Here is an 18,653-nt window from a genome sequence, read left to right as displayed (position 1 = left end):
CCTCATCCGTCACAACCATCGGCGAGATATGAGGGGGCGGTGATCATGAATATCATGAAAAAGTCCGGGGAGCAGACCCGAGCCAACTCAAACATCACCTCTCAGGTCGAGCCTGCCACACACGCAGGCCGTGTCCTAGTAGCTCTTCGGGCAGGGCCTCAGAGCGCTGCTGAGCTTCAACGGAACCTGGAAATAGCGCACGCCCCTGCCGCGGTGCGGGAGCTGCGTCAGAAAGGCTTCTCGATCGTCTCAGAGCGGCATCCTTGGCCAGGGCGCCCCGGGAAGTGGATCAAGCGCTATCGCCTTGCTGATGGCTACGCCGAGGGGGGCTGATGCCTAGAGGGAGACAGGACAAGCCTCACGTCCGGCTCTACCGGCATGAACTGGAGAGCCCCGCTTATCGATCACTGTGCCTGGCGGCAAGGGCGCTACTGGTGGAGTTCCGGGCGCTGTACAACCGGGACAACCGCATTTACATGAGCGTCCGCGAGGTGATGCGCCGACTTGATGTCGGACAGAAGCTTGCTGAGCGAGCGCTTGCCGAGCTGCTGGATCGTGGTTTCATTGTGGTCCTCGAGAAGGGCACCTTCAACCGGAAAACCAAGCACGCGACCGTCTACGCACTCACCAACGAGGTGGTGGAGAGCATCGATAAGTCCATCGCACCCAAGTGCTACATGAGTTGGAAGGCATGATCGTGGTTTCAATATCTCGGTATTCCTCAGGACTACCGACGGTAAGCCTCAGGACTACGGAGAAAGCGTCCTCGGTATTCTTCAGGACTACCGACGGTAAGCCTCAGGACTACCGAGAAAGCGGTTTTTGCCATTTCCTCGGTATGCCTGAGGACTACACAGATAAGTTACCAGGTAGGAGGTGCAGCTATGGGGTTGCAGTTGAGGGGTAAAAAAGGGTTGAACATGGCGCGCGCCTCATCACCGAAAGCGCATCGCACATCCTGGCCCAAGGAAGGGGCGGAGGATTTGAGTCCCGGCAGCCAGAAGGCGCTGCGCCTGATCGTGGGCGAATGCCTGAAGAAAACTGGTATTGGCCAGGACTTACCCGATGAGGAAGCCATCGACGCAGCTATCGAGCTGGTGGACAAGGGCTTTCTGGTGCTGGGATACGATCCCGCCCGCCAGACCTACACGCTGGTGCCGACATGAAGGGGTGCCCGTGCGGTGGGCACACGGTGCCGGCGTCAGAGCGCAAAACCGGCATGGTGCTGCAGCACGAGCGTTGCGGCGCCTGTGGGCGCTGCGGAGGCTGGTGTCTGTCCTTGCGAGGAGAACTCGTTGCCGTTGGCGAGGAGGCCCGGCGGCAGTACCGAGGCCCAGGCACACTAAGTGACTCGACGGGCCTGCTGGAGGAGGTCTCCGCCGTGGATAACGCCATCACCGAGGCTCGCCGCCTGCTGGCCAACCTGCGCGCCATGAGAGCCGGGACCGCTGAAGCCGAGGAGGTGCTGGCCACCCTGCAGGGGGCACCCGACCACGAGGCCCTGGTGGGTTGTCTGGCTGCCTTGGAGGAGATCAGGGAGGGACTGCACGGGCCCTTGGCCGCTTATGTCTGCATTCGCCTGACCAACCTGCAGGGCATGGTCAACGCCATTATCGACTGCCCACCACCCGCCGCCTGAACTTGAGGACACCGCCATGAAGGATTTAACCCAGCGAGCGCCCAACCCCACGAAGAAGAACGAAAATGACCTCACCGACTTCCAGAAACGCGTCGCTGACGAGTACTTGGTCGACGGTAAAGCTGGACCCGCCTATCGGCGTGCCGGCGGCAAGGCAAAGGATCCATATCGCTCAGGCTGCGAGATTGTCGGGAATCCGAAGGTGGACGCCTACATCCGCGAGCGCCAGGCCGAGATCGCCCACCGATTGGAGATCGACGCAGAAACTGTCGTGAGGCGCTGGTGGGAGATCGCCACTGCCGACGTCAACGAGCTGGTGCAGCATCGGCGCTGCGCCTGCCGCTATTGCTATGGCGATGATCACCGCTACCAGTGGGTCGACGAGGAGGAGTGGCAGGAAGCCTGTCGCCAGTCCGAGGCCGCCGGCACGCCGCGCAAGGCGCCCAGCAACGATGGAGGCTACGGCTATCTCCGCAGCGCTGATCCGCATCCAGACTGCCCGAAGTGCGACGGAGAAGGCGATGCCATCGTGTTTGTGGCCGACACCCGCCGGCTCGGCCCCCAGGCGCGTGCCCTGTACGCCGGGCTCAAGACCACCAAGGATGGTATGGAGATCAAAACTCAGGATCAGGCGAAGGCCCTGGAGAACGTCGCCAAGCACCTTGGGATGCTGGACGCCAAGCTGAACCTCGGGATCAAGGAGGACGACTCACTGACAGCGCTGGTGAAGGCCATCGCCACAGGCGGCAAGCGGGAGGAGCAGAGCTTGTTACCGAACGAGGACTGACGTCAGGGCAGGCTCCGCGGTATTACTGGCCCAGCATACGCTTGAGCCTGGCCCGGGCCTGCTCGGCCATCTCCGCAGTGAAGATGCGGTTTTTACTGAAGTCAGGGGCGGTGGGCTCAGGCGTCGGCATCTGGTCGGGGTCTGCTGCGATGTCCTCGGATGTCGGCGGCGGCACCAGCGCCAGGCGTGACGCCTCGCTCCACGCCGTCCGCTCGTCCAGACCGATCGCTATCAGGCTGTCCATCTCCGACCGTGTTATCCGGGCAAGAGCCATCGACTGTCGCTGATTTTGCTCCGGGCCCAGTTTCGATGCCTGCCTGCGGTGCTGTGTCCACCAATGATTCAGGATTTGTGCCTGTATTTCCTTTGGCGTCATCGTGTGGCTCCCCCTATTGTTAGTTGTAGGATCCCGGATGATCAAATCGCCTATAGAAATTATCCACTGTTAGCGGAGTATTTATCACATTCGGGATGTACCGAAGTTTTTGAGATGCTCAGGTGTTATCTGTAGTATGTCAGCCCTTTCGCCCCTTTAACGATTAAAAAAATCCAGGATAGATCTATCCCCTACGAGGAATTCTGTAGCTTCACTGATGTAGATGATTCCCATGCCTGCCAGAGTGATAAACAAAACACCGAAAATAAACGTTATTACGAATAATATTGCAATGTAAATGAAAGAGGCGAATGCGCAGGATTTTATAAATGAGGAAAGTGATTTTCCTCCCATTTCCATGTGCACAGCAACTAGTATTGCCAGAAAAGAGATTGCGGCGGATACTAACCTGGACACGGATAAAAGTTCTACCGCCCATGCTGCCACATAGACGAAAAATATAAGATATTTATATATTTTAATCCAGTCCACAACTTCATCAAGGAAGGTGTCGTACTCAACTTTTGGCAATAACGAGCTGTACACCCTGGAGCGCGGGGCGCCTACTAGCAAAGATCCATTCTCTTCTATGACGTGGAGCTTTTCATTGCGTGCTCCATTTCCCATCAACAGCCATAACTCTCCACTCTGGTCCTCTATGACTTCTCCAAAGGGGGTGAAACATTTCCGTTCTCCATTATTCAAATGCCAGTCACACTTATCAAGGAGCTCTGTTGTAAAGTATATTTGTCTTTTCATTCCCTGTGCCTTTTGTGACATTTTAGGAGTCTTTTTGGGTGGCTTTTATAATAGATATACTCCACCTCCAGGCTTGAATCAAGGCCGCCAGTATTAGAGATGCAAACCCCATTGTGACAGGTTCAGAACTTGGGATGTCGGCAATGGTATATAGAAGCCAAATAAGGAATCCAGTGGCAGTTAGCGCTGCAAGCAGAACTCCTATTACAAAAATAAAGCTCACTATTAGAGTGCGGCTAGTGTGGTTGTTTACTTTAACCCTCCAGAAAAGTAGCAAAAAGATTAAAGAATAAAATATTGCTATTACAACATTTTCCGTCACTATGCTATCTCCCAGCTGATGAAGACTGCCTCTGACCTGGAAAAGCTGTAGCGGTGCGCCAAGGGTCAAGAGGCATGGAGTTACCCTATCCCATAGGCTAGCACAATGAGATTCATAAGCAGTAGATGGTTAGTCTGTAGATGCATGGGGAGTAGAGGGTCAGTATCCCGGCATGACCGACACCATGCCTTCACCACCTACCTGTACCGCGCGGCAGCGGATTTCAGCGAACCTGAAGCGACTTCGCCGCGAGCGGGGGTTGAGCCAGGAGCAGATGGCTGAGCTGGCAGACTTTCACCGTACCTACATTTCACAGCTGGAGCGCTGTGTGACCAATATCAGCGTCGATGGCCTGGAGCGGATTGCGAATGGGCTGGGCGTGGATATCGTGGAGCTGCTTCAGCCACTGGGAGTCGATGAGTAGCTTTCGCGAGCTTGGACTGTGCCAGGATTCCCGGAGTCTCCAAGCCTTGAGAAGATGTACGTGCCGAGTTGACGGTTATTTTTGACGATGCTCCCGTGAGGCGTCCCTCATCGTAACGGTCGAGAGATCACAATTAGACCCCCTCCACCTCGATCCCGTTTCGGGCGAGCCAGGCCTTGCGCTGCTCATAGTCCGGCATGGCCCGCTCCAGGCGGCGCCAGAAGGCCGGGGTGTGGTGAGGTTCGTGCAGGTGAACGAGCTCGTGGACGACTACGTACTCGGCGATGTGCCGGGGCAGCAGGATGGTCTTCCAGTGGAAGTAAACCCGGTTGCCCTTGCCGCATGAGCCCCAGCGGTAGCCCAGGTCCTGGACCTTCACTCCGGCGGGCTCGACGCCCATTCGCCGGGCGTGCTCCCTCACCCTGGCGGCGAGCCAGTCGCTGGCGCGGGCGCTGTACCAGCGAACGAAGTGCTCACGGGCGTCGGGAAGCGCATCCTCCCGCAGCTGGAAGCGCCCGGCGACGAGCTTGAGTGGGGTGTCCTGGGCCTCCGAGGGCACGCGCTTGAGCCGGTAGCTGCGCCCCAGGTAGAGGAAGCCCTCGCCGTTGATGTACTCCTTGCGCGGCAGCCGGCGGCGGCGCTCGGCCTTCTCGGCAAGCTTCTGGTAGATCCACAACCGCTTTTCAATCACGAAGTCGCGCAGGAGCCGCTCGTCGGTGCCACGTGGCGCGGCGATGACTAGCTCGCCGTCGCGTTCCACGGTGATCTCGAGGGTCTTGCGGCGCGAGCTCTCGCGCACCTCCAGGGTCAGATCGTCAACGGCGAGCTGTGTCATGCATTCACCAGCTTGTCGTGATTGCTGCGGGCGAGATCGAGCAGTCGCTGGGCCACCTCGCTGGCCTGGTCGAAGGGCACGAGCCGCTTGATCATCAGCCTGGAAAAGATATGTTGGCGCAGCGCCTCCTGGTCCGGGATGTGGGAGGGCTTCCAGAAGTCGGGGATGGCGATCTCCTGCTGGATCAGCCCGACCAGCTCCTCGGTGGCCTCGAGCAGCTTCTGGGCGCTGGCCTCGTCTAGCTCCTCCACGGCAAGGCCGCTGCTGGCCACCAGCTCCCGCCAGAAGGGCTCGGCGTGGGCCGGCATCTCGGGGATCTCCTCCCCCTCCACCCGGGCGCCGTCGCGCAACTGCTGGATCAGGGTCTTGAGCGCCTCCACCTGCTCGGCCCACTGGCCATCTAGCTGCTCCAGCAGCTCCTCCAGGCGCTCGCTGAGCCGGCCGTACTTCACCGGGTCCTCGTCCAGGTGTTTGCGAGTGTGGGCACGAACGGCATGCTCCATCTCCGAAGCCTTGGCCCGGTCCCCCACCTGGCGGCCGAGGTGCTCATCGAACTCGGCGTCGGTGAGCTGCACCGGCGGGATGCGCGGGTCAATGCCGAGCGAGATCACGTAGTCGTCGATCAGCTTGCGCACCTTGTTGCCGATGTCGCGGCCGAGCTCAGGGGTGTCCTTGTAGCGGTTGCGGGCCAAGGCGTGGATGTAGGCCAGCCGCTTGGCATCGTTGACGAACTCGAGCCCCTCGGGGCGCGGCAGCACGTCGTCCAGGCCGCGGTTGAACTCCTTGAGCTTGACCGCGAACTCGGCGCGCACCCGCTCGTCGGCGAGCGCCTGCACCGCCTCCTCGGTGTCGTCGAGGTCATCCACCCCCTGGCCGCGCAGCACATCGACCACCCGCAGGTGCCGGTCGCGCAGCAGGGGAATCTCGTCCTTGAGGCTCTGCAGGGCGCCCTCGATGTCCTCCTCGCTGTAGGCGGCCAGTGCCTCCTTGAGGTGGTTAGCCACGCCGAAGTAGTCCACCACGATGCCGTGGCGCTTGCCGTGGCCGGTGCGGTTGACCCGGGCGATGGCCTGCAGCAGCTCCGCCTCGCGCAGGGAGCGGTCCAGGTACATCACACCCTCGATCGGGGCATCGAAGCCGGTGAGCAGCATGCTCTTGACGACCAGGAAGGCCAGCGGGTCGTGCTTGGCCGGGTCCTTGGGGGTTGCCCCGTCCAGTGGCGGCAGCGGCTTCTTGAAGCGCTTGATGTGGCTCTCCACCGCGCCGCGGTCGCTCCACTTGGCCCAGGTGGCGTCGTCGTTGTTGCCGCTGCTGAACACCACAGCGAACTCCAACTGTCGCAAGACGTCGCGATAGCGCCAGGCCTGGATCGCCGCCTTGACCCGGGGCGGGCGCGTCAGCAGCTGGGTGTCGTCCAGGGCCTTGTCCTCGGGGGAGAGCGTCAGCGCCTCCTCCAGCAGCTCGGCGCGGGCCGCTTCCAGGGCCTCGAAGTAGCGCAGGGCCGCGCGGCGGCTGTAGGCCACCAGCTGCGCCTTGTAACCGTTGGGCAGGATGTTCGTGACGTAGTGGCGTAGGATGTCCTGGGCCTTCTCCTGGATCAGCTGCGGTGCCTCGAAGATCTGCCCCTTGGTGGCGTACTTCTTCTTGATCGCCTCCAGCTCCTCCTTGCTGTGGTCGCGGAACAAGTCCTCGAACAGGCCGTCGAGGCTGGCGCCATCCCTGATCGCGCCCTTGGCGGTGCGCCCCTCGTAGAGGATCGGCACCGTGGCACCGTCCTGCTCCGCCTCCTTGATGGTGTAGCGGTCGATGTACTCGCCGAAGATATCGTGGGTGCGCTTCTTGTCGCCCATGATGATGGGCGTGCCGGTGAAGCCGATGCGCGCGGCGTTGGGCAGGGCACGCATCATGTTGGCGTGCAGGTCGCCGGCCTGGGTGCGGTGGGCCTCGTCCACCAGGATCAGGATCTCCTCGCTGGTGTTGAGCACCTCGAAAGGCTCGCTGAGCGTCGGCTTCTTGAGGGCCTCGGCGGCATCGCGGCGGCCCGTGTCGAGCCCGGCGCCAGCATCCTCGCCGCTCTGATCCTCCTCCCCCTCGGCATCCGGTTCGCGGTACTTCTGGATGGTGCCGAACACCAGGCCGGGGCCGTCGCGGCCCAGCAGCTTTTTGAGCTGGGCGGTGTTGCCGGCCTTCTCGACGCTCTCGCCGGTGAGCTCGGCGGTGGCGGAGAGCTGGGCCTGGAGGTCCTTGCGGTCGGTGATCACCACCACCTTGAAGCGGCGCAGCGTCGGGTCGGTGCGCAGCTTGCGCACCAGGAACACCATGGAGAGGCTCTTGCCGCTGCCCTGGGTGTGCCAGACGATGCCGCCGCGCCGGTCGGCCTCGCCGTCCTGGCGGCGGGTCTTGCCGCTCTTCAGGCGCTCGACGGCCCGAGTGACGCCGCGGAACTGCTGATAGCGGCAGACCAGCTTGATGGTCTGGCCGCCGAGGTTCATGAACAGGGTGTAGTGGCGCATGATGTCGAGCAGGTTGGCCCGGGTGAGCATGCCGGCGATCAGGCGCTGCTGGGCGGAGAGATCCGCCACCCCCAGGTCGATGGCCACCTCCGCCTCGCGCATCGGCGCCACCGTCTTCCAGCTCAGGTAGTGAGCGAAGCGGGCGCCGATGGTGCCGACGCGGGCCTCATCGAAGTTGCTGGCCACCAGGAACTGGCTGGTGGCGAACAGCGCCGGCGCCCCCTCGTGCTCGCCGACCTCGCCCTCCAGGAAGCGCTGGTCGTGGTAGCGGCGCAGCTGGTCCACCGCCTGGCTGATCCCCTCCGGCACGCTGCGGCTCTTGCACTCCACCACCACCAGCGGGATGCCGTTGACGAACAGCACCAGGTCCGGGATCACGTGGCCCTTGGCGCCATCGTGGCCGGGCGGGCACTTCATCTTGAACTGATTGACCACCGTGAAGACGTTGTTGGCGGGCTCCTCCCAGTCGATGTAGCGCAGGGTCTGGCCGCGGCCGCCGTCCCAGCCCTCGAGCCCCTCCACCGGAAGGCCGCCCAGCAGCAGCTCGGTGGCCTGCTGGTTGGCCTCGAGCACCCTGCTGGCCGGCAGCCGGGTGATGGCGGCAACGGCCTGCTCCAGGCGCGCCTCATCGAGCCAGGGCTGCCCATCACGCAGGTTGATCTCGCGCAGCCGCTCGCGCAGCAGGGGCTCCATCACCACCTGGGCGAAGCTCTCGCGATAGGTCACGGCGGGATCGTCCACCGAGCCGGCCAGGAACTCCCAGCCCTGACCGACCAACTGGTCGATAAAGGGCTTCTCGACATCCGTGTACTCGGGTCCTGCCATGCCGCGGCTCCCAAGGTGAATTCACTATGCTGAGCATACCAGCCCAGAGGCCAATATCCCGTTTCGAATATTGCGATTTTTGTTTATTTCGAATAGCCTGGCTAGTAACGATGGAACACGAGACAGCCACCAACACTAGCGGAGGTTGCCTGGAGGTCATGCCATGAACCATAACGCCCAGGATACCGTGCCCCATGACGCTGAGCTCACCCGCTTGGCCAGGGCCAGTGCCACCGAGCTCAGCCAGCTGCTCCGCGAGCGGCCCGAGAGCGACCGTGCGCATATCAAGCTGGATGGAGCGGATCTGGTGCTGCCCCGCAAGGCGCTGGTGCTGCTGCGTGACTTGCTGACAGAAATGGCCCAAGGCAATACTGTGACCATCCTTCCCACCCATGCCGAGGTGACAACCCAGGAAGCCGCCAACCTGCTCAATGTTTCGCGGCCCCACCTGGTCAAGCTGCTGGAGGAGGGCGCCCTGCCGTTCACCCGAGTGGGCACGCATCGCCGGATTCGCCTTCAAGACCTGCTTGCCTACAAGCGTCAGCAGGAGGAGGCATCCGAGGCTGCCCTACAGGAGTTGGCCGATCAAGCCCAGGACCTGGATATGGGCTACTGATGCGCTTCGTGGTTGTCTACGACGCCTGCGTACTCTATCCCGCGCCCTTGAGGGATCTGCTGATGCGCCTGGCCACTTCGGGGCTATACGCGGCGCGCTGGACCGAGCAGATCCACGATGAGTGGACGCGCAACCTGCTCAAGAAGCGCCCCGAGCTGGCCGAGGCGTTACCGCGAACTGTCGAGCTCATGGATCAGGCGGTGCCGGATGCCCTCGTTACCGGGCATGAGCCGCTGATCCAGGCCCTCGAGCTGCCCGACCCCGATGACCGTCACGTGCTGGCCGCGGCCATTCGCGCCGGGGCGCAGCTGATCGTCACCTTCAATCTGAAGGACTTCCCCGCCGATACCCTGGCCGGCTTCGGAATCGAGGCCGTCCATCCCGATACTTTTCTGGAGCAGCAGTTCGAGCTGAACGAGGGGCTGGTGCTCAGGACCGTGCATCGCCATCGCGCCAGCCTGCGTCGGCCACCGAGGAGCGCCGAGGAGTACCTCGACACCCTGGCAGCCTGCGGCCTGATCGTCACGGCCGACCGGCTGCGTGAGTTCATCGAGGTCCTGTAACGGCAGCTGCCCCTCTTTACCTGGCAAGCGTCTTCAACCGCGGGCGCAGGGCGTTGACGAACTGGTTGAGCTGCTGCGCCAGCCACTCGCGGCATTCGTCGTCGCTGGTGAAGTCACTGAGCTGAGCATAGCTGGCAAAGCCGAGCTCACCGCTGGAGCGGCGGTTATCACTCCCCTCGGGAAGCTCGGCCAGGATCTGCTCACGCTCCTCGTTAAGGCGTTCGAGCACCTGCCTGGCCTCCGACTTGGCCCCGGTGAAGAACACGCCGCAGACGCCATCCCCCATCGAGCGGTAGGCGGTGAGCCAGATCCCCGGGTAGGGCATGGGCACTCGAACGTGGTTGCGGGGCCGGTAGGTCGGTGCCTCCTGCTCCGGGTCATCGAAGCGGATGCGCGTCAGCGGCTCCCACCAGGCGCGCTCATCGGCCATCGTGGAAGACTCGCCCCTGACCTCCCCCCTCGCCTCGGCCTCCTCGGCGACCTCCTGGAGCGCGCCACCCTCACCCGCCTGGAGGTGAACGAAGGTGCGCTCGATGGTCTCGGTCCTGGCCACTACCCGCGGCTGCACCACCAGGCCCTGCTCGCCGAACTGGTAGAGGGCAACCTCCACCAGCCCGAAGCTGAAACCGAGTGCGGCGTTGCGGGTGATCAGGTCCGCCATGCCGGTGATGCCCTCGCGGATGCCGTCGCCGGCAATCAGCAACAGGAAACGCCCCTCACGCAGGGCGCGGGCGGTGGCGTCCACGAAGGCGGACTCATCCAGGTCCGGCTGCAGCTCCCGGGCGGCCTCGAAGGGCACGTTGCCCTTGCGACCCGTAGCAGTCGCGACCCGGCGCTGCAGGTCGGCGTAGCTCCAGCCCGAGACGGCCCGAGCGTAGTCGAGGATCTGGGCGATCACCTTGCGCCGCGCCTCGGGGTTGCGCCACAGCTTGCACTCCACCAGCGTCAGCCGGCCGGAAGGGCTGATGAAGACCGCATCCACCGGGCCGGCCTCGGTGGAGAGCTCGGTGCAGAGCGGCGCCAGCGGGGCGAAGGAGGGATCGACCTCCTCGATGGGCAGCAGGTCCGGGTGGCCGGCGAGCAGATCGCGCAGCCAGGCCTCGTTGCGGCCATCAGTGAAGCCCAGCGGCGCCCGCCGGGCGGTAGTGAAGGCGCCGTTCTCGTCCTGTTTGAGAAGGATGTTTCCGTAGGTTGGCATTGGCGCGTCCGTTGCTGTTATCGGCTACGTAGTGTTTTGGCTTTCGCGGCGAGCTCAGCCTGATGAGCCACCATGTCCGCGATCAATGTGCGGCGCACCTCGGGATCCAGCAGGCCGACGGCGGCGCTATTGAAAGCATCGAAGTTGATGATCTTCTCGTCATCGCCCGCTGCCGGGTTGTAGTAGTAGCAGGCCAGCCAGTCAGCATGGCCGTCAGCCACGGCATTTCCCTTTCCCACCGCCATTCGGGCCATCTCCCTCAAGTCAGGGGAGGGGACGACGGTGCCTGACTCGTCTTCCACACGGAGGCCATAGTGAACGGCATGGTAGAGGTTGACGTAGAGATAGACATTTCTGCTTTCCAGGCTGCAGATCGGCAGCTTGATGCCGACATGTTTGTTGTTTCTGTTCTTCGAGTAGTAGTCTTGGGAAATGGCCGCGATGCTCTTGCCACCGTAGACGCTCGGAGTGACGCCAAACTGGGCTTCGAGTGCGGCTCTCAACTCCTGCCAGAACAGCTCCTGAACGGATGCCTTCGCCTTGGGAAGTGACTTCTCGACCTCCAGGGCTTCCTTGAACCGCTCCACGTCACTGTTCAGCTCGCCGGCCACCAAGTCGCCCATCGTTCCTCCCTTCCCTGTCAGGTTATGAATCAGCTGTTGATACTGCTGGATGGCATGAGCTAGAGCCGGCTTGTGCTGGCTTTTCTCAATGCAGGCCTCGAGCCAGAGTGAGACGTTATCTGCGAAAGACAGGCAGACTACCTTCTCTTTGTGTAGCCCATTCAGGCTCATGGCCGACGGCCTTTTGCCATCCAATGTCAGGTACGCCAGGACTACTTGCTTTTCACTGCCTGCGCGCCACTCAAGCTCTTGGTAGTAGTCATGAAGCTGGGCTTGCTGGTCGGCCGCATCAATCTTTAGCTCGATACCCACGATGGCATCTGGTGACTCGATGACAATATCGACTCGACGCTTCTCTTCTGTAGCCAGCTCCCGGCTGACGCGATAGGGATCTTCACCAGACGCTTGGAGACCAAGCACGTCCTCGAGAAACAGCTGCAAGTAGGCGCCACCCTCACCGTGACGGCCTTGGGGTTTCAGCAGCTCATGCAGGAACCTAGAGTGGGTCTCGGCTTCGTTTCTATGCACTCTGAGAATGGAAAAGATATTGAAGCGCTCCCCATGCTTGTTGGCCCTCCTGCGAGCATCGCTGACGACCTCCATGAGCGCATCGGTCATGAACAGGTCATTGAGCATCGGATTCACCCTCCATCCAGAGCTGAACTCGCTCCGCGAGGGCTTCAGCGCTACTTGCTAGAGCTTCCTCCAAGCCAGAGAAGCCGGTGAGGTGTTTCGCGTGATCATGAGTGATGATGGTGGCACCGGTTGCCTCCAGCTCCTTCAGTCCTGTCAGAGCGGCTTCGCGTCTCTCAGCCTCGAGCCCGAAGGGCAGCGTCACGGCCACCAGGAGATTCAGGTCTCGCTGGATGACCTCCTTGGCGAGGGTAGGCATGGCCCCGGTGCCGGCGCCACCTCCCAGCCCAGCGAGTAGCACCGCCTTGCCGCTGTCCGGCAATAGAGCCCTGATGTCGCCCAGAGACTCTTCTACTGCCTTGCGACCGCGAGCCGGAGATACGGCACTCTTGCCTCCACAGCTGTGTGGACCTATCACCAGGCCCTGGCCCGCAGGCAGGCCTTTGAGCTGTTCACGATCTGTATTGATGGCCAAGAAGCGACCACCAATCCGCTTGTGAGCCTGCTGAGCCAGCGATAAGCCGGCTCCACCCACACCGATGACGGTAAGTTCCTTCATCCCTGAGTCCTTCATTCGATAGTGAGGGCGGCACGCTTGTCGCTGCCGCTATTGAGGTTGTCGATGCAACGAGGCTTAGACCTCGTATGCTCCTTCCTCGACAGCTTCCGGGCTTCCCTCGTCGGAGCCCAGCAGCGGCTTCTTGCCCATGGCCTTCTCGATGATCTCCAGCAGGCGGCGTTTGCGCTGCTGGTAGAAGGCGTCGAAGTCATCGGCGCGGAGGGTCTCGGCGGGGATGCGGTGGCCCTCGAGCAGGGCGTTCATCGCCTCGTCGCCGAGCTGGACCTGCTGATGATCCTGCAGGCGGGCCAGGTAGGCCGAGGGGGCGTCGCCACCGATCATGCGGTTGGTCCTGGCGGAGATGGGCGTCTTGTTGATGATCGAGTCGTAGATGCGATAGGAGAGCCCCTGGGCCTCGCACCAGGCGCGGGGGAAGATGTGGTGGATATCGAGCTCCACCCCCTGCTGGTCGAGCGCCTGGATATCGCCCTTCCAGAAGAAGTCCTCGGCGCCCTCGCGCAGGATCAGCACGTTGATGCCCTTGTAGGCGGCGCTGTTGCGGCTGCGCAGCGACTCCAGGCGGGTGGGATCGAAGGAGGCGTCGATCACCGTGCGGGGCAGCTCGGCGTCGTCCTCGAACCAGTTCATCAGCTCTTCCAGGTCCAGGGCGATGCGGGTCTCCACGGCGCCGCCGTAGAGCTCGCCCAGCACGCCGCTCCAGAACCAGCGCGAGAGCTTGGCGTGGATGCGCGGCTCGCGCCAACGGTTGCCAAGCAGAGTCATCACCGCGGCGAGGGGCACCAGCTGGGTGGCGTAGGGCAGCTCGCGGCGGCTGTAGAAGCACTCGCCCTTGAGGAAGTAGGCGGCCTCGACGAAGCCCTTCTCCACGGCGTTGGCCCAGCGCGTGTAGGCGTCGAGAGGGAGATCCAGCACCGAGGCGCGCTTGGCGCTGACCGGGCGCACCTGCTTGCCCGTCTTGCCGGCCTTGAGGTCCTCCAGCTTGCGCTCGCGGGTCTGCAGCAGGGTGATGGCCTGGAGCAGGTCGGTGCTCTGCACGTCGCGGAGCAGCTCGTGCTCCTCGAAGCGCGCCTTGCGGGAGGGCACATCGCGGATATCGGAGCCAAACCAGTCGTCGCGCAGGTTGTAGCCCTCGGCGGCGTAGCTGGCGGTGATCAGCTCGAACACCGAGAGCTGCACCCCGCCGGTGTTGACCTTCTCGAACACCAGGCAGACCGCCTCCTTGGAGGTCTCCTTCTTCAGCTCGATCACCGGCAGCTGGTAGGCAGAGAAGGCGCTGATGATCTTCTCCTGGAACTCGAAGTAGGTGCCGATCTCGTCCTTGTTGTACTTGAACAGGTCGCCGGCCCAGTCGTTGGGCGACAGCAGCTTGTCGCAGGGGAAGTAGAGCTGCTCGCACTCCAGCTGGCGGCTGGAGAGGTCGATGTCCACGTCGCGGCCGAAGTTCTTGCGGGTCTGGCGGTTCTCGTCCACCGCGATGACCGCCTCCTCGAGGCGATCCTCGCCCTCCAGGGCGGTGCGAATATCGAAATAGTAGTGGCGCTTGATGGGCTTGCCCTTGGCGGTGCGGGTGTTCACCGGGGCGTCCAGGCCCACCGCCTGGGTCAGGCTGGTGAGGCGCTGCTGGCCATCGAGGATCAGCTGGTCGGGCTGCTTGGTCACACTGTCGGGGTCGATGCCCTCCACCGGGCGGGTCTCGAAGCGCACCTCTCCGCCGGTCTCCATCAGCATCACCGCCCCCACGGGAAAGGAGCGGGCGATGCTGACCAGCAGGCTCTGCACGTGGTCGTCGTCCCACACCCAGCCGCGCTGGAAGTCGGGGAGCTGGATCTTGCCGGTGGTGATGTCCTTGAGGAGCTCGGGCAGCGAGCGTTTGGTGCTGTCGAAGGTGGTCATGGCGGCTCCCTGTGCGATGTGATCCTGGTGTTGTGATGTTGTTGTAAGAGCTCCGGTCTATGCTGGGGTGGTGGCCTGGGCCTGGTCGAGCAGCGGGGTGACGCGGACGCGACCGGTAAGGAGGTCATCCATTAAACCTTGCTTAATAAGATTAAGGCTAATTAATCGCGAGGCCTCACGCTGAATACAGTCACTTAGCTTCTCAAGGCGGATAGAGATTTCTTCAGCTTCACCTAGTTCTGGAATGGGGAAAAGCAATTTCCGAACCTTTTCTATCCCCAAGGCTGGCTGAGAGGTGGTATTTGTTATGTCAAGAATCTGCTTCTCAGTACGTGAAGAATTAAGGGCATAAAACAGGAGGGCTTTATAGGAGGAAGGCTGTATTAGCACCACATTGGCGCTGAGAGCATAGGTGCCATTTGGAAGTTTTTTTGGTCTGCCGAGCGTTCCTATTTTTCCGTAAATAATGTCGCCAGGAGTCACTGAAAAACTAGACTTTTGTTTCTCATAGGCAGAAAAAGAAACTTTCCTGCAAGATGCTGTGTCAATTGCTCCCTCGCTGTCGAAATCACCAATTCCAACATATGGAACCCCATCTTCAACGGCTGGTGGTGTTCTATGATCTGGCTGTGGATCAACGACATCTGCAATTTGATCTAAGTTGCGAATCTCCCAGCTGATGGGAATCAACCCCAACGGCGAATCCTTGTAGAGCTCCGGTGCCTGCTCAGGGCTGGGGCGAAGCTGGCCATTCTCGTCTATACCGCGGGTCAGCAGGTCCTGAAGCAGGCCCTCCTTGACCTTCTCCAGCTTGGCGATCAGCGCCTCGGTCTTCTGGATCTGGGTGTCGAGTGATGCAAGAACATCAGCAATTTTTGACTGTTGCTCGACAGGAGGAGCGAACAACCTAAACTGACGCACGTCCCTATCGGTGACGGCGGGATAGTTGGAGCCTACTGCCGCGTTAACTGACTGCCTGAGGATGTTTTCACTGAGCAGGGAGAAGAAAATATATCTACCATCAGCCACGTCTTCATGAGCCCGAATAACAGTAAAACCTGTTGAGGCCACCAAGGGGTCTATATGGCCACCTGGGACGTAGCCGTGGGATTGTAGGTTAGGTCGAACAGTGCCAAACAGAGCATCCCCAGTTATGCAGACACGTCGCGCACGACTTGGCGCATCTTTGTAGGAAATATACTGGACTCTCTGCCAGTCGATGGCACCATCATCTACGGAGCCGAGGTCAATGTATCTAAACCTGAAACCTCGGTCCGTATTCGCCGGAAGTGACCCTGGGTTTGTATCTGCCAGCTCTGCAATGGTTGTCCACTCAGACATACCCCAGCCCCTCCAGATACTGCTGCAGCTCTCTCGCCGCGGCATCCCGCTCGGTCTCGATATCGGTCAGCGTGACGCGGTACTTGTCCCACCAGGTCTCGAAGGCGGTGATCACCTGCTGGCGCTGCTGGCGGATATAGCGCTCCAGAATGCCCTTCAGGTCGTTGTGCAGGATAGTGCCCACCAGCTCGGCGGCGGCGGGCTCATCGAGGGCGTCCACGGCGGCGTTGAGGTGCTCCTCGAAGCTGGCGACCTTGGCCTTGTGCTGTTTGCGCACCTGGGTGCGCTGGCTCTTCCAGGCCTTGATCTGCTCTGGCGTCGGGGCGTCGTCGTCCTCGCCGCTATCGGCGTCGGCTTCGTCAGCGTCATCGCCCTCGGGCTTGGCCTCGGCGGCCTTGATCTGGGCGTCCAGCTCCGCCTTGCGGGCGGCGAGCGCCTCCAGCTCGGCGACGTACTCCTCCAGCAGGAAGTGGACCAGGCGGTGGTCCAGCGGGTTGACCTTGCTCTGCTCGTCTTCCAGCAGGCTCACGATACTGGTGCGCCAGGCGTCCACCACGCCCAGGCAGCCGCGGGCCTGCAGGGTGCGGAACTCGTTCTTGTTGTCGAACCAGAAGCCCGCGATGATGCCGCGCACCGCGAAGCGGTCGAGCATGGCGGTGGGCTCCAGGGCCGCGGTGAAGCTGCCCAGCAGCTCATCGCGCAGCTGGGTGAGGCGCCCACCATTGCCGGTCAGCCCGGTGATGCTGGCGCCGTGCTCGGCCCACCAGGCCTCGAAGGCGGTCATCACGCTGGCCTCCTTGTGCTGCAGGCCGGCATCCATCTCGATGGCGGGCTTGAGGTCGCGCTTCTCGTTCAGGAGCTCGGCGAAGTCCACATAGTCGGGGTCGTTCGCCCTGGGGATAAAGAGCGCCATGGGGTCGAGGCCCTGGGCGTCGAAGAGCGGGCGTTTGGCGTCGATCTCGGCCACCGGCACGCCGCCCTTGAGGTGGGCGCGCACGTCCTGGGGCTCCGGCGGCGGGGTATTGTCGGCGTAGCGGCGGATGTTGAGGTTGTAGTCGTTGTCGCGCAGCTCTTTGATGGGCACCACCCGGGCGAAGCCGGGCACTTCCTCGAAGGCGTCGTAGGTGCTGGCGATCTTCTCTATGTGCTCGGGCAGCAGGTGGTTCTGGGCGCGGCCCTCAAAGAACTCGCGGTCGGCGTTGATGAACAGCACCTTGCCCTGACGCTCCTCGGGCTTGGCGCCCTTGGCGCGCAGCACCATGATGCTCGCCGGGATGCCGGTGCCGTAGAAGAGGTTGGGGGCCAGGCCGATCACCGCCTCCACCAGGTCGTCCTCCAGCATGCTGGCGCGGATGCGCTTCTCGTCGCCGCCGCGGAACAGCACGCCGTGGGGCATGACGGTGGCCAGGCGGCCGTCGGACTTGAGGCAGGCGACCATATGCTGCAGGAACATCAGGTCGGCCTTCTTGGCCCCTTCCGGCACGCTGCCGTAGTGGAATCGCTCCGGGAAGTGCTGGCTCGGCGTGTAGCCGATGGAGAAGGGCGGGTTGGTGAGGATGCGGTCGAAGCGCACCAGATTCCCGCCCTCCACGTGCTGTGGGTCGGTAAGGGTGTCGTCGTTTTTCAGGTTGGCGGAGCCTATGCCATGCAGCAGCATGTTCATCTTGGCGATGGCCCACACCGAGCCGGAGGCCTCCTGACCGAAGAGGTTGAGCCGGCGCGGGTCGCCGCCCTGCTCCTCCAGGTACTCCTTGGCATGGATCAACATCCCCGCCGAACCCATGCAGGGGTCGTAGACGCTGTGGCCCTCCTGGGGATCCATCAGCCGCACCATCATGCGGACCACCGGGCGCGGGGTGTAGAACTCGCCGCCCTTCTTGCCGGCGGAGTCGGCGAAGTCGCGGATCAGGTACTCGTAGGCGGCGCCGAGCAGGTCGGGGAACTCGAAGTCCTCGTTGCGCAGCCGGTACTCGCTGAAGTGGACGATCAGGTCGCGGAGCTTCTTGTCCGGCAGGGTGGTGGAGCCCACCTTGCGGGTGAAGTCGATGTGCTCCAGCACCCCGGCGAGGCTGGGGTTGTGCTCCTCCAGGCCGGCCAGCGCCTTGTTGAGCGCACTGCCGACACCCTGATGGGCCTCCTTCAGCAGGTGCTGCCAGCGTGACTGCGGCGGCACGTAGAAGGTGGCGCGATACCAGTCGGGGAACTCGACCTGGTGAGCGATATCGATCTCCCCAGCGCCAGCCTGCTTGAGCTGCTCGCGGACCTCCTCCTGGCGCTGCTCGAAGACGTCCGAGCAACGCTTCAGGAAGAGCATGCCGAAGATGTATTCCTTGAACTCCGAGGCGTCCATGCGCCCGCGCAGGATGTCGGCGGCCCTGAAGAGGTGCCGCTCCAGCTGGTTGAGGGTGAGGATCATGGTCTGGCGCTTCCCTTTGCGATGAGCCGGCCGCATCGAGCGGCCGTGGTGACTGGCACCTATCTCATCAAACTTGGGGCGGGAAGGCCATGCCCGATTGTCATGATGACCACCTCCCTCCAGGGCGGATGATCCGTGAGGCCACTGCTGGGCAGGCGGGCGCGTGCCGAGCTTGCGGATGTCGGCAAGCGCCGAAGGGTTCCGCGTCAGGGGATGCAGGGGGCAGCGGCAGGGACGGTCCTTGACTCGCGAAACTCAGATGCGTGGAACCTATTTGGAACCTGGCGGCCCGGTAACGAAAAACCGCCAC

General features: G+C 62.3%; 18 protein-coding genes. 8 read left to right on the top strand and 10 right to left on the bottom strand.

What is annotated here, in order from left to right; translation table 11 throughout:
- Window positions 1–45 precede the first annotated feature (45 nt).
- The 5 genes from CK498_RS26915 to CK498_RS22720 all read left to right on the top strand — a co-directional run bounded on the left by CK498_RS26915 (window position 46) and on the right by CK498_RS22720 (window position 2,426).
- Window positions 46–333 (top strand): helix-turn-helix domain-containing protein, encoded by a 288-nt coding sequence (locus tag CK498_RS26915; RefSeq protein ID WP_141246995.1) that lies wholly within the window; start codon window positions 46–48, stop codon window positions 331–333.
- Window positions 333–695, top strand: a complete 363-nt coding sequence (locus tag CK498_RS22735) for a helix-turn-helix domain-containing protein (protein WP_095623148.1) — start codon at window positions 333–335, stop codon at window positions 693–695. The genes CK498_RS26915 and CK498_RS22735 overlap by 1 nt, the downstream gene beginning before the upstream one ends.
- A 189-nt stretch (window positions 696–884) precedes the next feature.
- The gene (locus CK498_RS25945; RefSeq protein WP_141246994.1) at window positions 885–1,166 is read left to right on the top strand and encodes a hypothetical protein; all 282 of its coding nucleotides are present in this window, start codon (window positions 885–887) and stop codon (window positions 1,164–1,166) included.
- A gap of 215 nt (window positions 1,167–1,381) precedes the next feature.
- On the top strand, window positions 1,382–1,639 hold the full coding sequence (locus tag CK498_RS22725) for a hypothetical protein (protein WP_095623146.1): 258 nt from the start codon (window positions 1,382–1,384) through the stop codon (window positions 1,637–1,639).
- 16 nt (window positions 1,640–1,655) lie between these two features.
- Entirely contained in the window at window positions 1,656–2,426 is a 771-nt protein-coding gene (locus tag CK498_RS22720) for a terminase small subunit (protein ID WP_095623145.1), read from the top strand.
- Between the two features lie 22 nt (window positions 2,427–2,448).
- Here CK498_RS22720 and CK498_RS22715 read toward each other — a convergent pair whose 3' ends face one another.
- Both CK498_RS22715 and CK498_RS22710 read right to left on the bottom strand, forming a co-directional pair.
- Window positions 2,449–2,802 carry a hypothetical protein gene (locus tag CK498_RS22715; RefSeq protein ID WP_095623144.1) on the bottom strand — a complete coding sequence of 118 codons (354 nt, stop codon included), beginning with the start codon at window positions 2,800–2,802 and terminating at the stop codon, window positions 2,449–2,451.
- Window positions 2,803–2,958: 156 nt separating this feature from the next.
- Window positions 2,959–3,582 carry a hypothetical protein gene (locus CK498_RS22710; protein ID WP_141246993.1) on the bottom strand — a complete coding sequence of 208 codons (624 nt, stop codon included), beginning with the start codon at window positions 3,580–3,582 and terminating at the stop codon, window positions 2,959–2,961.
- 485 nt (window positions 3,583–4,067) lie between these two features.
- Between CK498_RS22710 and CK498_RS22705 the strand changes: the two genes are divergently transcribed.
- Window positions 4,068–4,307, top strand: coding sequence for a helix-turn-helix domain-containing protein (locus CK498_RS22705; protein WP_095623225.1), 240 nt, complete (start codon window positions 4,068–4,070; stop codon window positions 4,305–4,307).
- 133 nt (window positions 4,308–4,440) lie between these two features.
- Here the strand turns inward: CK498_RS22705 and CK498_RS22700 are convergent, their stop codons facing one another.
- A complete protein-coding gene (locus CK498_RS22700) occupies window positions 4,441–5,142 on the bottom strand; it encodes a M48 family metallopeptidase (protein WP_095623142.1) in 702 nt (233 codons plus the stop codon).
- Window positions 5,139–8,480 (bottom strand): type I restriction endonuclease subunit R, encoded by a 3,342-nt coding sequence (locus CK498_RS22695; protein WP_095623141.1) that lies wholly within the window; start codon window positions 8,478–8,480, stop codon window positions 5,139–5,141. Before CK498_RS22695 ends, CK498_RS22700 begins: the two co-directional genes overlap by 4 nt.
- Window positions 8,481–8,643: 163 nt before the next feature.
- Here CK498_RS22695 and CK498_RS22690 point away from each other — a divergent pair, with 163 nt between their 5' ends.
- Together CK498_RS22690 and CK498_RS22685 are read left to right on the top strand one after the other, a co-directional pair.
- On the top strand, window positions 8,644–9,096 hold the full coding sequence (locus tag CK498_RS22690) for a helix-turn-helix domain-containing protein (RefSeq protein ID WP_095623140.1): 453 nt from the start codon (window positions 8,644–8,646) through the stop codon (window positions 9,094–9,096).
- Window positions 9,096–9,659: a PIN domain-containing protein gene (locus tag CK498_RS22685; protein WP_095623139.1), complete on the top strand. Its 564-nt coding sequence runs from the start codon at window positions 9,096–9,098 to the stop codon at window positions 9,657–9,659. The genes CK498_RS22690 and CK498_RS22685 overlap by 1 nt, the downstream gene beginning before the upstream one ends.
- Before the next feature lie 16 nt (window positions 9,660–9,675).
- Here CK498_RS22685 and CK498_RS22680 read toward each other — a convergent pair whose 3' ends face one another.
- The 6 genes from CK498_RS22680 to CK498_RS22655 form a co-directional block, all read right to left on the bottom strand.
- Window positions 9,676–10,857, bottom strand: a complete 1,182-nt coding sequence (locus tag CK498_RS22680; RefSeq protein ID WP_095623138.1) for a hypothetical protein — start codon at window positions 10,855–10,857, stop codon at window positions 9,676–9,678.
- 17 nt (window positions 10,858–10,874) lie between these two features.
- The gene (locus tag CK498_RS22675; protein WP_095623137.1) at window positions 10,875–12,116 is read right to left on the bottom strand and encodes a PDDEXK-like family protein; all 1,242 of its coding nucleotides are present in this window, start codon (window positions 12,114–12,116) and stop codon (window positions 10,875–10,877) included.
- Window positions 12,106–12,672, bottom strand: coding sequence for a hypothetical protein (locus CK498_RS22670; protein ID WP_176475886.1), 567 nt, complete (start codon window positions 12,670–12,672; stop codon window positions 12,106–12,108). The genes CK498_RS22675 and CK498_RS22670 overlap by 11 nt, the downstream gene beginning before the upstream one ends.
- A gap of 75 nt (window positions 12,673–12,747) precedes the next feature.
- Complete coding sequence (locus CK498_RS22665) at window positions 12,748–14,586, bottom strand: GmrSD restriction endonuclease domain-containing protein (protein WP_095623135.1); 1,839 nt, start codon at window positions 14,584–14,586, stop codon at window positions 12,748–12,750.
- Window positions 14,587–14,643: 57 nt separating this feature from the next.
- The gene (locus tag CK498_RS22660; protein ID WP_176475885.1) at window positions 14,644–15,927 is read right to left on the bottom strand and encodes a restriction endonuclease subunit S; all 1,284 of its coding nucleotides are present in this window, start codon (window positions 15,925–15,927) and stop codon (window positions 14,644–14,646) included.
- Complete coding sequence (locus CK498_RS22655) at window positions 15,920–18,343, bottom strand: type I restriction-modification system subunit M (RefSeq protein ID WP_095623133.1); 2,424 nt, start codon at window positions 18,341–18,343, stop codon at window positions 15,920–15,922. The genes CK498_RS22660 and CK498_RS22655 overlap by 8 nt, the downstream gene beginning before the upstream one ends.
- Window positions 18,344–18,653: the final 310 nt, after the last annotated feature.

The organism is Halomonas salipaludis, from assembly GCF_002286975.1.
GTDB classification, from domain to species: domain Bacteria; phylum Pseudomonadota; class Gammaproteobacteria; order Pseudomonadales; family Halomonadaceae; genus Franzmannia; species Franzmannia salipaludis.
The sequence above is the reverse complement of the archived record's forward strand: the minus strand, read 5'-3'. Positions and strand labels throughout refer to the sequence as shown.

Bases quoted from the DNA above. Each gene is read 5' to 3' on its own strand.
- CK498_RS22695 (WP_095623141.1), bottom strand. From the start codon at position 8,480: ATGGCAGGACCCGAGTACACGGATGTCGAGAAGCCCTTTATCGACCAG.
- CK498_RS22700 (WP_095623142.1), bottom strand. From the start codon at position 5,142: ATGACACAGCTCGCCGTTGACGATCTGACCCTGGAGGTGCGCGAGAGC.
- CK498_RS22690 (WP_095623140.1), top strand. From the start codon at position 8,644: ATGAACCATAACGCCCAGGATACCGTGCCCCATGACGCTGAGCTCACC.
- CK498_RS22685 (WP_095623139.1), top strand. From the start codon at position 9,096: ATGCGCTTCGTGGTTGTCTACGACGCCTGCGTACTCTATCCCGCGCCC.
- CK498_RS22660 (WP_176475885.1), bottom strand. From the start codon at position 15,927: ATGTCTGAGTGGACAACCATTGCAGAGCTGGCAGATACAAACCCAGGG.
- CK498_RS22735 (WP_095623148.1), top strand. From the start codon at position 333: ATGCCTAGAGGGAGACAGGACAAGCCTCACGTCCGGCTCTACCGGCAT.
- CK498_RS26915 (WP_141246995.1), top strand. From the start codon at position 46: ATGAATATCATGAAAAAGTCCGGGGAGCAGACCCGAGCCAACTCAAAC.
- CK498_RS22715 (WP_095623144.1), bottom strand. From the start codon at position 2,802: ATGACGCCAAAGGAAATACAGGCACAAATCCTGAATCATTGGTGGACA.
- CK498_RS22675 (WP_095623137.1), bottom strand. From the start codon at position 12,116: ATGCTCAATGACCTGTTCATGACCGATGCGCTCATGGAGGTCGTCAGC.
- CK498_RS22680 (WP_095623138.1), bottom strand. From the start codon at position 10,857: ATGCCAACCTACGGAAACATCCTTCTCAAACAGGACGAGAACGGCGCC.
- CK498_RS22655 (WP_095623133.1), bottom strand. From the start codon at position 18,343: ATGATCCTCACCCTCAACCAGCTGGAGCGGCACCTCTTCAGGGCCGCC.
- CK498_RS22670 (WP_176475886.1), bottom strand. From the start codon at position 12,672: ATGAAGGAACTTACCGTCATCGGTGTGGGTGGAGCCGGCTTATCGCTG.
- CK498_RS25945 (WP_141246994.1), top strand. From the start codon at position 885: ATGGGGTTGCAGTTGAGGGGTAAAAAAGGGTTGAACATGGCGCGCGCC.
- CK498_RS22710 (WP_141246993.1), bottom strand. From the start codon at position 3,582: ATGTCACAAAAGGCACAGGGAATGAAAAGACAAATATACTTTACAACA.
- CK498_RS22705 (WP_095623225.1), top strand. From the start codon at position 4,068: ATGCCTTCACCACCTACCTGTACCGCGCGGCAGCGGATTTCAGCGAAC.
- CK498_RS22665 (WP_095623135.1), bottom strand. From the start codon at position 14,586: ATGACCACCTTCGACAGCACCAAACGCTCGCTGCCCGAGCTCCTCAAG.
- CK498_RS22720 (WP_095623145.1), top strand. From the start codon at position 1,656: ATGAAGGATTTAACCCAGCGAGCGCCCAACCCCACGAAGAAGAACGAA.